We start from the raw sequence: 13,742 nt of genomic DNA, 5'->3' as shown, positions 1-13,742 counted from the left end.
CGACGTTCCCGCACTCGTGGACCGAGTGCGGGAGATGGGGATCGACATCGACGACTCCTCGAGACGGCTCGCCGAGTACTCCTACGACGCATCGAACTACCGAATCCCGCCTGCCGCCGTCGTCTTCCCGCGCGATGCCGACGAGGTGGCGACCGTGGTGACCGAATGCGCCGCCGCCGGAGTTGCGGTCATCGGCCGCGGCGGTGGTACGTCGATGGCGGGCAACGCACTAGGCCGCGGATTCGTGCTCGACTTCTCCCGCCACATGAACCGGGTCGTCTCGGTCGACACGGACTCGCGAACTGCCGTGGTGGAACCGGGAATCGTCATCTCGGAGTTGCAACGTGAACTGGTGACGCGCACATCCGGGGCGTTCACGTTCGCCCCCGACCCGTCCAGCAAGACCCGCGCCACGGTGGGCGGGGCAGTGGGCAACGACGCGTGCGGAAATCACTCGGTGCGCTACGGCCGAACCTCGGACCACACGGTGGCCATGGACGTCGTGTCGGCGGAGGGGCATCTGCTTCGAGTGACCCGCACCGGTGTGTCCGCAGTGCACCCCGAGGATGCAGCCGCAGTGGAGGCGGCCGAACGTATTTCGCGAGACTTGCGCGCACTCGCGGCCGACAATCTGGCACTGTTCAGAGTCGAGCTGGGCCGAATCCCGCGGCAGGTCTCCGGGTTTCATCTCTCGCATCTGCTACCCGAGAACGGGTTCGACATCGCTCGCGCACTCGTGGGCAGCGAGGGTACCTGTGCGGTGATCGTATCGGTCACCGTCACCGTGGTGCCCGTATCGCCTGCGGCTCTGCTGCTCTGTCTCGGGTACGACGATGTGGTGGCCGCAGCGGCCGATGTCACCGCAATCCTGGAGTTCTCCCCGGCCGCAGTGGAGGGCATCGACGACAACATCGTGCAGACGATGGAGTACCGACGCGGACCGGACTCCGTGCGTGGTCTACCCGCGGGAAACGCCTGGCTGTACGTCGATCTCGACGGTGCCGACGCCGCCGAGGTGGAGGACAAGGCTGCCCGCTTGCTCGCCGCGCTCGGCGATCTCGGACGGGTCAAGGAAGGTCGCATCGTCGCCGATCCCGCCGATCGGACAGCTTTGTGGCGGGTCCGTGAGGACGGTGCGGGCCTGGCGACTCGGTTGGCGAGCGGAGACGAATCCTGGGGCGGCTGGGAGGACGCCGCTGTGGCCCCCGAGAACCTCTCTGCGTACCTGGGCGATCTCAATTCTCTTCTCGCCGAGTACGAGCTGACCGGAGTGATGTACGGCCACTTCGGCGCAGGATGCATGCACGTGCGTATCACGTTCGACCAGCGCACCGATGCCGGGCGGCGGGTGATGTACGACTTCCTGCGTGCGGCTGCGCGGGTGGTGGTCAAGCACGGCGGCAGTCTGTCGGGAGAGCACGGTGACGGGCGGGCTCGCTCGGAATTGCTACCGGTGATGTACTCACCGCGCATGCTCGACGCCTTCGCGCGGTTCAAGGACATCTGGGACCCCCGCGGGATCCTCAATCCGGGATCGATCACCGAGCCGGAGCCGATGATGGACAACCTGATGTTGCAGGGCATTCCGCAGCGGGAGTGGAAGACGACGTTCGATCTCCATCAGATCGGGTCGCGAAAGGATCTGGATCCGTTCGTACATGCGAGCCAATCGTGTGTCGGGATCGGCAAGTGTCGGACGGCGTCGGGAGGCGTCATGTGTCCCAGTTTCCGCGCGACCGGGGACGAGAAGGATTCCACTCGTGGTCGGGCCAGGGTTCTGCAGGAAATGGTGCGCAATTCGCCGACCGTCGCCGACGGGTGGGCGTCGAACGACGTGGCGGAATCACTCGACCTGTGCCTGTCGTGCAAGGCCTGTTCCTCGGACTGTCCGGTCGGGGTGGACATGGCGACCTACAAATCGGAGTTCCTCGACCATCACTACGCCGGTCGGCTGCGGCCTCTCTCGCATTACTCGTTGGGCTGGCTGCCGCGGTGGCTGAAGGTGACCCGGCGAACGGCACCACTGCTCAATTCCGTGCTCACGCCACGGGTCGCCGCGCTCGCGGCCAGGCTCGGAGGTTTGACCGGCGAGCGAGCGTTGCCACGTTTCGCCTCGGCGAAGGAGCTCGCGGGCGCGGTCCGCATCGGCGGTGGCCGCGAGTCCGACGTCGTCCTGATCGTCGATACGTTCACGCAGGGTTTTCGGCCGGAGGTAGCCGGAGCAGCGCAACGCGTCCTCGAAGATTCCGGTCGCAGCACCGAATGCCGAACCGACGTGTGTTGCGGGCTGACGTGGACGTCGACGGGTCAACTGAAGACGGCGCGTCAGAAGCTGACGAAAGCTGTGGCCGCACTGGACGACGGCACCGATCGACCGATCGTCGTCACCGAACCGAGCTGCGCCGCGGCATTCAAGAAGGACATGCCCGAGCTGGTTCCCACGGCAGCCGCGAGAAGGGTTGCCGCGCGCGTGCAGAGCTTCGCGGGGGCGGTCATCGACCAGGCCGCCGACGGATGGCTGCCGCCGGGGGAGGTGCCCGCCTCGGTGACGGTTCAGACCCACTGCCACGAATACGCCGTGTTCGGAAACGCCACCCAGCGCGCCGCACTGGCCGCCGTCGGTATCGAGGCGGTACGGGAAGCCACCGGATGTTGCGGGGTGGCAGGAAATTTCGGCTTCGAGAAACGTCACTATGCGCTCAGCATGGAGGTCGCCGAACAGGCCCTCGCACCGGCTGTCCGCGACACCGGGCCCGACACGCCGATTCTGACCGACGGCTTCAGCTGCCACATGCAGGTGCGTCAACTCACCGGTGACCTGACGAACGACGCGTCGGTACACCTTGCTCAGATACTCGACCCACGTGCGACGAAAGGACCGCGACGATGACCGCAAGCTCGACCACCAGCCTCACTCGTCCGACCATCACGGCCCCCAACGACCTGTTCATCGGAGGAACGTGGACCGCTGCGGCCTCGGATGCCCGTTTCGACGTGCTCGATCCCGCCACCGGAGAGGTGATCGCCCGAGTGGCCGACGGCGGCATCGCCGAGGCCGAGAACGCCATGGCTGCGGCTGTCGACGCGGCTGCAGAGTGGGCCTCGACCGCACCACGCGCACGCAGCGAAATCCTCCGCAAGGCATACGAATTGATCATGGCTCGGTCGGAAGAGCTGGCCGAGATCATCACCGCGGAAATGGGTAAGCCGCTGGGCGACGCTCGCGGCGAGGTGGCCTACGGCGCGGAGTTCTTCCGTTGGTTCTCGGAGGAGGCAGTGCGCATCTCGGGTGATCACACCCTCACCGGAGACGGCAAGAACCGCATCGTGGTCACCCGCGCGCCGGTCGGGCCGTGCATTCTGGTGACGCCCTGGAACTTTCCGCTGGCGATGGGAACGCGCAAGATCGGTCCGGCTCTGGCTGCCGGCTGCACCGTGGTGTTCAAGCCGGCCGAGCAGACCCCGCTCACTGCACTGGCGTTGGCGGCGATTCTGCAGGAAGCGGGTGTGCCGCCGGGAGTGGTGAACGTCGTGACGACCACCGACGCGTCGGGCGTGGTCGGTTCTTGGATGAGCAGCGGTGCGGCCCGCAAGATCAGCTTCACCGGATCGACCGCCGTGGGAAAGATTCTGCTCGAGCAGGCGGCGTCCACGGTGATGCGGACCTCGATGGAACTCGGTGGCAACGCGCCGTTCGTGGTCATGGAGGATGCAGATCTCGGGCGGGCGGTGGACGGCGCGATGGTGGCCAAGATGCGCAACATGGGTGAGGCATGCACGGCAGCCAACCGGTTCTTCGTACACCGCAGTGTCGTCACGCAGTTCGCCGAGAAGCTGGCCGAACGCATGGGTGCGTTGACAGTGGGTCCCGGGAGTGCGCACGGCACCGAGGTGGGACCGCTGATCGACGACGCGGGCCGAGACAAGGTGCAGAGACTGGTCGACGATGCTCTCGGGCGTGGCGCGCGAGCGATCGTCGGGGGAGTGTCACCGGAGGGGCCGGGCTACTTCTATCCGCCGACCGTTCTCGCGGATGTGGATTCGGCCTCGGATCTGATGTCACAGGAGATCTTCGGCCCGGTCGCGGCGATCGTTCCGTTCGACACCGAGGACGAAGTGGTCGCCCTTGCCAACGACACCGAATGGGGCCTCGTCGGATACGTCTTCACTCAGGACATCGACCGAGCGCTGAGGATGGGGGAGCGAATGGAGGTGGGAATGGTCGGTCTCAACACCGGTTTGGTGTCGAATCCGGCGGCGCCCTTCGGCGGCGTCAAACAGTCCGGGCTCGGCCGCGAAGGCGGACGAGTCGGAATCGACGAGTTCCTGGAATACAAGTATTTTGCCATTCCCCGAGGCTGAGAGAGGTTTTCGATCATGCCCAGTTCGAGACGTTTGACACCGATCGACGCACGCAACACGTCGATGGTGATCGCAGACCAGATTCGAGACCGCATCATCGACGGGTCCTACGCGCCGGGAGAGCAGATCAACGAGGCCAACGTCGCTGCGGAACTGGAGATCTCGCGAGGGCCGGTGCGTGAAGCACTGCAGCGCCTCAATCAGGAGGGATTGCTCGACAGTTATCGCAACCGCGGCGTGTTCGTCGTGGAGCTCAGTAGCGACGACGTCGTCGAGATCTACGAGGCGCGTGCCGCGATCGAGGTCGGTGCCGCGTGGACTCTGGTGCACGGAGACCGGGCACGCCTGACCAGGACTGCCGACGAGCTCTCGGCCATCGTGGTGCAGATGCAGCCGTTCATCGACCGAGCGGATTGGCGGGGTCTGGCCGAACGGGACCTCGCTTTTCACACCGCTCTGGTCGGGGCGACTCGCAACAGCCGGATGTCTCGGATGTATGCCACGCTCGCTGCGGAGGCGCGCATCTGCATGGGGAACCTCGAAACCGCGTACTACCGTCCCGAAGCGCTGGTGGAGGAACATCAGTTGATCGTCGATCTCCTGCTCGGTTCGGATTGGGATGCGCTGGAAAAAGGGGTACACGAGCACATGGACACGGCCATCCACGACCTGACCCGGGCGATGGTGGAGGAAGATGCCGAGCATTCGGCACTGGCCACTCCTGGATAGGTCGCCCCGCGCAACACAGCATTTACATCTCGTGTCTTGCGGACCGCCGAGGCGAACGCTTAGCCTGATTGTCAACAATCTACTAAATCGACAATTCTGAAGGGGGTGCCCGTGAACGATTCATCAGACGTCACCTACGTCACTGCACTTGGACCGGACGACGCTGTAGGACGGGCCGCTCCCGGCCTGGCGCGGTACCCCGACGTCCCGAACAGCACGCCGATCACGTTCACCGACGAGGAGTACGCCACTCGACTCGCTGCCGTCCGGCAGCGCATGGCGACGCAGAGCCTGACGGCGCTCATCGTCACCGACCCTGCGAACCTCTACTACCTGCTCGGGTACAACGCGCTCTCGTTCTACACCCCGCAGATGCTGTACGTGCCGCTCGAGGGCGACATGTATTTCTTCGCTCGCGAAATGGATGCCAACGGCGCATTTCGCACCTCGTGGCTGCCGCAGGACCACACGTTCGGATATCCGGAGACGTTCGTGCAGCGCAAGGACACTCACCCGTTCGTGTGGGTGGCCGCAAAGTTGCGTGAACTGGGCCTGGTGAACAACTTCGAGCACGGGCAGGTGGGGCTCGAGATGGACTCGTACTACTTCAGCCCCAAGGCATTCGAGGCGCTGGTGAAGTCTCTGCCCGAGTACCGTTTCACCGACTCCTACGAACTGGTCAACTGGGTGCGAGTGGTGAAATCTGCCGCCGAGATCGCGCTCATGCGCGGTGCCGCCCAGGTGTGCGAGTCGGCGATGTCGGCGGCCTATCAGGCGATTTCGGTAGGGGAGCGCCAGTGCGACGCAGCCGCGGCGATCATGAACGCGCAGGTGCGCGGCACCGCAGATTTCGGCGGCGATCATCCGGCCATCGTGCCGATGCTGCCGACCGGTGCTGGAGCCGATACCCCGCACCTGACGTGGTCGAATCAACCGTTCGTCCGTGGTGAGACGACCGTGGTCGAACTGGCCGGTGTCTTCCGGCGCTACCACATACCGATGGCGCGTACGATCGTGCTCGGAAAGCCAAGTCCCCGTTTGGATTACCTGGCGAAATCCACCGGCGAAGCGCTGAACGACGTGCTCGCGGTCGTGCGAGCAGGTGTCACCGCGACCGATCTGGCACAGGTGTGGAGCACCAGTCTCGCCAAGCACGGGCTGCACAAGCCGTCGCGTATCGGATACTCGATCGGCATCGCCTACGCCCCCGACTGGGGTGAGCGCACTGTGAGCCTGCGCACCGACGACGAGACGGTGCTCGCCGAGAACATGACGTTCCACATCATCGGTGGAATGTGGATGGACGACTACGGATACGAGGTCTCCGAGGCGGTCCGCGTCACCGAGACAGGCGTCGAGACCTTCACCGCGTATCCCCGAGAACTACTGACGAAGGAGTGAGACATGACCGCCACTACACAGGGTCGCTCCGCAGGCTCCACTCCTGCCGGCAACATCCCCTGGGCCCTGCGGACCGACAAGCTGACGGGTTCGGTGATCGATTCGTCGACATCGCTCCTGGCCGCTCAGAAGCACGACATCGTCCGCTTCGCGATGGGATCTCCTGCCGCCGAGACGGTTCCGGCCGCCGCGTTCACCGACATCGCCGGCACCGTCCTCACGGCGGATGCATTCGACTACGGTGCGACCGAAGGTGACCCCGGCTTGATGGAGGCACTGCTCGCGTATCTGGAGTCGGTGGGTGAGCCTACGTCCGAAGATCGGGTGGTGATCACCTCCGGCGGAATGCAGGGCCTCGATATCGCATGCAAGTTGTTCGTCGATCCGGGAGACCTGGTGATCGTCGAAAGTCCCACGTACACCAACGGAACAGCCACTGTGCTCAGCTACGGGGGCGATATCCTCGAGGCCCCGATGGACAGTGACGGTCTGATCGTCGAGGCGTTGCCCGAGCTCGTCGAACGTGCGGGCCGGCTGCCGAAGATGATCTACGTGATTCCCAACTTCCAGAACCCGTCCGGGGTGACCATGTCGCTCCAACGCAGACTGCTGTTGATCGAACTGGCACATCGCTGGGGCTCGGTGATTCTCGACGACGATCCATACGGTCTGTTGCGGTTCTCGGGTGAATCCATCCCCGGTTTCGGCACTCTCAGTCCGAACGACCCACTGATCTTCTCGGTGCGCACCTTCTCCAAGATGATTGCGCCAGGACTGCGGGTGGGGTGGGTCGATGCCGCACCCGAGGCGCGACAGTTGATCATCAACGCCAAGCAGGCAATGGACACCTGCACCAATCTGCCTGCACAGCGGATGGTGGCCGAGTACATCCGGCGTGGATTGCTCGAGGAGCATCTGCGGTCGTTGGCGTCGGTGTACCTTCCGCGCAAGGTCGCGATGCAGAACAGCATCGCCGAGCACTTCGGCGATTCGATGTCCACGACCGATCCCGAGGGCGGATTCTTTCTGTGGGCGACATTGCGCGGCAATGACGTCGACTTCTCGACCCAGGATCTGTTCGAGACGGCGTTGGCCGAAGGCGTAGCCTACATCCCCGGGCCAGCGCTGTCGGTGGGCGGCAAATTTCACGATTCGTTGCGCCTGTGCTTCGCCTCGTCGACCCCAGAACGTATCGAAGAAGGAATCAAGAGGCTCGCTGCGGCGGTGGACAAATCCAAGCACCTGCTCGCCTCCGACCCCACTCGATGACGGTTTCGACGTCCGAACAGGTCCTGCTCGACGCGATCGACGAGCACGACATCGTCTCTCTCACTGCGGCATTGATCGACGCAGGCGGTGAAAACCCGGGGGACACCGAGGAGAAATCAGCGCAGGTACTCGCCGACTACTGCCGCGCACAGGGATTCGACGTTCGGATCCGCGAGGTGGCTCCGGGGCGACCCAACGTGATCGTCTCCATCGGGTCCGACGAGCGGCCCGGAGTTCTGTTCGTCGGGCACTCCGACGTGGTACCCGCGGGAACCGGTTGGACCACCGATCCGTTCTCCGCCGTGGTCCGAGACGGCCGAATCTTCGGTCGCGGGGCCTGCGATATGAAAGGCGGTCTGGCCGCGGTCGTTTCCGCGATGACCGCCGTGTTTCGGGCCGGTCTGGCGGACGAGCATCCGATGACGTTGGCTTGCCTGGTCGACGAGGAGGACACCGGCCTTGGCATCAGAGCGTTCGTAGCCGAGCCGGGCCTGCGAAAGTACAGCCATTGCGTGGTGGCGGAGCCGACAGATCTGGTCACCATCTTCGGTTGCCGAGGAGCGTCGAATCTCGAGATCGACATTCGAGGTCGTTCTGCTCACGCGGGGCAGCCGCGCAACGGAGCGAACGCAATCTCGGCCGCCGCACGCATCATCTCGGTCATCGAGGCCTCGCAGACCGAGTTGGACGAGCACCCCGACCCGGATTTGGGTCCCGCCACGTGGAATGTGGGAACGATTGCCGGCGGCACGGGCACCTCGATGGTCGCCGATCGGTGCGTCGTCACGGTCGATCGACGCCTGTTGCCAGGGGAGAGTGCAGCCGGAGTCGTCGAGGATCTGCGATCACGTATCGAATCGGTCGGCGACATCGGCTCCGGCATCGACCTGGACGTCGGTGTGTCGATGGAGATGCCGGGCTTTCTGACCAGTGTGAACGATCGATTGGTCAGCACGGCAGTCCAATCGGTCATCGACGCCGGAGCGGTACGAATCGGCCGTTCCACTGACATCTGGACCGCATCGTGCGACGGTGGTTTCGTGGCAGAACAGATGGGTATCCCAACTATCGTGTTGGGCCCAGGCGAGATCGAAAGCCAAGCTCATCGGCCGGACGAATCCGTCGCGGTGCGTCAATTGACCGACAGCGCAAGAGCATACGTGTTGACGGCCATCAGAATGACGGCGCTAGCAGGGCTTTAGCGTCGCGGGAGGGGGTTGGCCGACACCGAAGGTGCGCGTCGTCGTAGTGTCGAACGCTGCGAAGTACCACACCGACGCTCCACTTTGTCCACAAAAGCGAGAGGTATTTCGACCGTGACCAACAATTCAGGGTCGGCAGCAGCGCCGACCGGATATCCCCCGAGTACCGAGACCCTGAGCCCGGACGAGACGAAAATCCTGCACCGCGCCATCGGCGGATCAGCACTCGGTAATGCAGTCGAGTGGTTCGACTACGCGGTGTACGGCTACCTCGCCGTCTACATCGCAGCCAACTTCTTCCCCTCCGAGGACGGCGGAGCGAGCCTGCTGTCCACCTTCGCCGTTCTGGCCGCGTCGTTCATCATTCGCCCCATCGGTGGCATCGTGCTCGGCCCGCTCGGCGACCGAATCGGGCGGCAGAAAGTCCTCGTGCTGACGGTCACCATGATGTCCGTCGCCACGGCACTGATCGGTGTGCTTCCGACCTTCGACACCATCGGTATCGGCGCGCCGCTGCTGCTGCTCGCCTGCCGGTTGGTACAGGGCTTCTCCACCGGTGGTGAGTACGGCGGCGCAGCGGTGTTCATGGCCGAATACGCACCGGACAAGCGCAGAGGATTCTTCGGATCGTTCCTCGAGTTCGGCACCCTCGCAGGCACCGTGGGCGGTGCCACCCTGTGCACACTGCTCAACGTCGTGCTCGGCGACGAGACCATGGAAGCCTGGGGCTGGCGAATTCCCTTCCTGCTGACACTTCCGCTCGGCATGGTGGCCCTGTGGCTACGAACCCGGCTCGAGGATTCGCCGGTGTTCTCCGAGGCCAAGGAAGACGGCGGGACGGTCGACGAAGGCGAAGGCGGAGCCATGGCCTCGCTGAGGACCACCATGACCTACTGGCAGCGGATCCTGATTCTGATGGGGTTCGTGCTGCTGCTGAACATCGCCTACTACACCGTGCTGACGTTCCTGCCCTCGTATCTCAGTGACACCCTGGGGCACAGCACCACCGAATCCAACTTCACCCTCGTGGTGATCATGCTCATCATGATGGCCATCATCAACCCGATCGGAGCCCTGTCCGATCGAATCGGTCGAAAGCCGCTGCTGCTGACGGCCTGCGTCGGATACTTCGTGTTCAGCGTGCCGCTGTTCCTGCTCATCATCAACGCCGGCCTGATCGGCCAGACCATCGGTCTGCTCGGTCTCGGACTGCTACTGGTCATCATGACCTCGTGTGTGTCCTCGACGCTGCCTGCGCTGTTCCCCACCCAGGTGCGCTACGGGTCGTTCGCCATCGGCTACAACGTCTCGACATCGCTGTTCGGCGGTACGGCTCCGCTGATCCTGACGTTCCTGATCGACCGAACGGGCTCGGACCTGATCCCGGGCTGGTATATGATGATCGCCGCTGCTATCGCGTTCGTCCCGATTCTGCTGATGCCCGAAACTGCTGGGCGGTCCCTACGCGGCACCCAATGCCCCGGCGACAACGACGACGAGGTGGCGGCCTCGGGCGTCGAACTCGTCGGATACAAGAAGAAATAGTGGCGCCCGTTCTCGTCGTCCTGCACGCAGGCGACCTTCCCGATGGACTCGATTCCATCGCGGAGGTCGCCGACGTGCGGTACGCCACCGCCGACACACTCGGTGATGCAGTCGACGGTGCCGACGCATTGCTGCTGTGGGACTTCTTTTCTCCTGCAGTCGAATCCGCGTGGCCACGCTGTGGTTCGCTCAAATGGATCCACATCGCCGCCGCCGGCGTCGACTCGCTGATGTTCGACGAGCTTGTCGATTCCGATGTGGTCGTGACCAATTCGCGGGGCGTATTCGATCGACCGATCGCAGAGTTCGTCCTGGCGCAGATCCTCGCGTTCGCCAAAGATTCGGAACGCTCGCGCGCACTGCAGCATTCGAGGGTGTGGCAGCATCGCGAGACCGAACGGATCGATGGTGCTCACGCGATGGTCGTCGGCACCGGAGCGATCGGTCGCGCCATAGCGAACCTGTTGACGGCGGTGGGAATGTCTGTCTCGGGAGTCGGCCGAACTGCGCGAGAAGGCGACCGTGACTTCGGCACCGTACACGCCAGCGACAACCTGGCGGCCGTTGCCACTCGAGCCGACTACCTGGTGCTGGTCGCCCCTTTGACCCAACAGACGCGGGGACTGGTCGACGACGCGGTGCTGGCCGCGATGAAGCCCGGATCGCGGATCATCAACGTGGGGCGAGGCGAACTGCTCGACACCGATGCACTGCTGGCGCACCTGGGCAGCGGACACATCGCGGGTGCCGCGCTCGACGTCTTCGACACCGAGCCGCTCTCTGCCGACCATCCCCTGTGGACGGCCGAGAACGTCGTCGTCACCCCGCACATGAGCGGAGACGCCTCAGGATGGAAGCGTCGACTCGCGCACGTGTTCGCCGACAACGCGCAACGGTATTTTCGGGGCGAACCGCTGCTCAATGTGGTGGACAAGAAACTCGGCTTCGTCCCCTGACCCGTCGCCGTGTCTCGACAGAAAGGCGCGCTGGTATCGCGGTGCCGCATCATTCCCGGCCCCACTAGGGTGTAGTTCATGACTGCTTCCGTCTCGGCCGAATCGGAGCCCACCACAGTCGACGAGCGTGAGAACGTGCACTCGGCTGCTCGTCGGGCACGGATCGCCTCGCGTGCGCTGGCATTGCTGACGACCGCGGAGAAGGACTCGCTGCTCCGCTCCGCCGCCGATGCCGTGGTTGCTGCCGCCGAATCGGTCTTGACCGCGAACGCAGCCGATATCGAGATCGCGCGGGCCGCCGGTACGGACGAAGGTCTGTTGGACCGGCTGCGCCTGACCGCGTCGCGCATCGACGGCATCGCCGCGGGGCTGCGGCAGGTGGCCGGATTACCCGATCCGATCGGCGAGATCATCCGCGGTTCGACGCTTCCCAACGGGCTCGAGATCCGGCAGGTGCGGGTGCCGCTCGGGGTGGTGGGCATGGTCTACGAAGCACGCCCCAACGTCACCGTCGACGCGTTCGGTCTCGCGTTCAAGTCCGGCAACGCGGTGCTACTGCGCGGTTCGTCGTCTGCCGCCCAGTCCAACGCCGCACTCGTCGCCGCCCTGCAGGGCGCGTTGGCCGCTCACGGTCTACCCGAGGCCGCAGTGCAGCTCCTCGGCAGCGCAGACCGAGCCACGGTCACCCACCTCATTCAGGCACGCGGCCTGGTGGACGTCGTGATTCCCCGCGGCGGAGCAGGACTGATCACTGCCGTGGTCCGTGACGCTACCGTCCCGACCATCGAGACGGGCGTCGGGAACTGTCACGTGTACGTACATTCCTCGGCCGATCAGGACACGGCCGAGAGGATCGTGCTCAACGCCAAGACCCGTCGAGTCAGCGTCTGCAACGCTGCCGAGACGGTCCTGGTCGACGCCGCGATCGCCGAAACGATGGTGCCCCGGCTGCTGCAGGCGTTCCAGATGCACAGCGTCACCGTGCACGGTGACCTGCCCGGACTGGTGCCGGCCCACGACGAGGACTGGTCGCAGGAGTATCTCTCACTCGACATCGCGTTGAAGGTCGTCGGCGGCATCGACGAGGCGATCGAGCACATCGACCGCTACGGCAGCGGCCACACGGAGGCGATCGTCGCATCCGACATCGGGGCCGCGCGCGAGTTCACCCAGCGGGTCGACGCCGCGGCAGTGATGGTCAATGCCTCCACCGCGTTCACCGACGGCGAGCAATTCGGCTTCGGAGCCGAGATCGGTATCTCCACGCAGAAGCTGCACGCCCGCGGACCGATGGGACTGCCCGAGCTGACCTCGACCAAATGGACCGTATGGGGCGACGGACACATCCGAGATGCCTGACACCCAGGCCAGACCCGATCTTGTAGGAGTTGTGACGTGGACCGTGCCCTACCGACAACACCCCCGCTGTTCGCTGGCGTGGACGATGTTCAGAGCAGGCTGGCAGAGACGGGGTACCTGGCCGACAAGGCGACGGCGACGTCGGTGTTTCTCGCCGATCGACTCGGCAAACCGCTCCTGATCGAAGGTCCGGCGGGCGTCGGCAAAACCGAACTCGCCCGAGCCGTCGCGCAGACCACCGGTGCCGAGCTGGTGCGGCTGCAGTGCTACGAGGGCGTCGACGAGGCTCGCGCGCTGTACGAGTGGAACCACGCCAAGCAGATCCTGCGTATCCAGTCCGGCACCAGCGCCGACTGGGACTCGACGAAGCTCGACGTCTTCTCCGAGGAGTTCTTGCTGGCGCGCCCGCTCCTGCAGGCAATACGACGGACCGATCCCACAGTGCTGCTCATCGACGAGACCGACAAGGCCGATGTCGAGATCGAAGGACTGCTGCTCGAGGTACTCAGTGACTTCGCGGTCACCATCCCCGAGCTCGGCACGATCACCGCGGAGCGCACGCCGTTCGTGGTGCTGACCTCCAACGCAACTCGTGAGCTGTCCGAGGCCCTCAAGCGCCGGTGCCTGTTCCTGCATCTGGACTTTCCCGATGCCGATCTCGAGCGCCGAATTCTCGCCAGCCGTGTCCCCGAGTTGCCCGAGGCAATCGCAGAGCAGATGGTCAAGACCGTGCGGGTGCTGCGCGCAATGCAGCTCAAGAAGCTGCCGTCGGTGGCCGAGACGATCGACTGGGGCCGCACGCTACTGGCGCTCGGCATGGACACGCTCGACGACGACGCCGTTCGTGCCACCCTCGGTGTGGTGCTCAAGCACCAGTCGGACCAGGTCCGAGCTGCAGCCGAACTTCGTCTGAACTGAC

General features: G+C 64.7%; 10 protein-coding genes. All 10 read left to right on the top strand.

The features are described from left to right. Positions 1 to 34: 34 nt before the first annotated feature. The gene (locus tag ACOQFP_RS05800) at positions 35 to 2,890 is read left to right on the top strand and encodes an FAD-binding and (Fe-S)-binding domain-containing protein (RefSeq protein WP_421583821.1); all 2,856 of its coding nucleotides are present in this window, start codon (positions 35 to 37) and stop codon (positions 2,888 to 2,890) included. Further along, positions 2,887 to 4,362 (top strand): NAD-dependent succinate-semialdehyde dehydrogenase, encoded by a 1,476-nt coding sequence (locus ACOQFP_RS05795; protein ID WP_421583757.1) that lies wholly within the window; start codon positions 2,887 to 2,889, stop codon positions 4,360 to 4,362. Before ACOQFP_RS05800 ends, ACOQFP_RS05795 begins: the two co-directional genes overlap by 4 nt. A gap of 15 nt (positions 4,363 to 4,377) precedes the next feature. Beyond that, on the top strand, positions 4,378 to 5,091 hold the full coding sequence (locus tag ACOQFP_RS05790; protein WP_241256631.1) for a GntR family transcriptional regulator: 714 nt from the start codon (positions 4,378 to 4,380) through the stop codon (positions 5,089 to 5,091). A 222-nt stretch (positions 5,092 to 5,313) separates the two neighbouring features. Continuing rightward, a complete protein-coding gene (locus ACOQFP_RS05785) occupies positions 5,314 to 6,492 on the top strand; it encodes a M24 family metallopeptidase (RefSeq protein WP_421583820.1) in 1,179 nt (392 codons plus the stop codon). Positions 6,493 to 6,495: 3 nt separating this feature from the next. Further along, on the top strand, positions 6,496 to 7,761 hold the full coding sequence (locus ACOQFP_RS05780; protein WP_206489368.1) for a PLP-dependent aminotransferase family protein: 1,266 nt from the start codon (positions 6,496 to 6,498) through the stop codon (positions 7,759 to 7,761). After that, on the top strand, positions 7,758 to 8,963 hold the full coding sequence (locus ACOQFP_RS05775; RefSeq protein WP_341244037.1) for a M20 family metallopeptidase: 1,206 nt from the start codon (positions 7,758 to 7,760) through the stop codon (positions 8,961 to 8,963). The genes ACOQFP_RS05780 and ACOQFP_RS05775 overlap by 4 nt, the downstream gene beginning before the upstream one ends. A 174-nt stretch (positions 8,964 to 9,137) precedes the next feature. Next, positions 9,138 to 10,508, top strand: coding sequence for an MFS transporter (locus tag ACOQFP_RS05770; protein ID WP_341244046.1), 1,371 nt, complete (start codon positions 9,138 to 9,140; stop codon positions 10,506 to 10,508). After that, positions 10,508 to 11,464 (top strand): D-2-hydroxyacid dehydrogenase, encoded by a 957-nt coding sequence (locus ACOQFP_RS05765; protein WP_421583756.1) that lies wholly within the window; start codon positions 10,508 to 10,510, stop codon positions 11,462 to 11,464. The genes ACOQFP_RS05770 and ACOQFP_RS05765 overlap by 1 nt, the downstream gene beginning before the upstream one ends. A gap of 78 nt (positions 11,465 to 11,542) precedes the next feature. Then, complete coding sequence (locus ACOQFP_RS05760) at positions 11,543 to 12,823, top strand: glutamate-5-semialdehyde dehydrogenase (RefSeq protein WP_421583755.1); 1,281 nt, start codon at positions 11,543 to 11,545, stop codon at positions 12,821 to 12,823. Between the two features lie 36 nt (positions 12,824 to 12,859). Beyond that, a complete protein-coding gene (locus tag ACOQFP_RS05755; protein ID WP_206489364.1) occupies positions 12,860 to 13,741 on the top strand; it encodes an AAA family ATPase in 882 nt (293 codons plus the stop codon). Position 13,742: the final 1 nt, after the last annotated feature.

The sequence above is a fragment of the Rhodococcus sp. MALMAid1271 genome, from assembly GCF_049195265.1.
Taxonomy (GTDB): Bacteria; Actinomycetota; Actinomycetes; order Mycobacteriales; family Mycobacteriaceae; genus Rhodococcoides.
The sequence above is the reverse complement of the archived record's forward strand: the minus strand, read 5'-3'. Positions and strand labels throughout refer to the sequence as shown.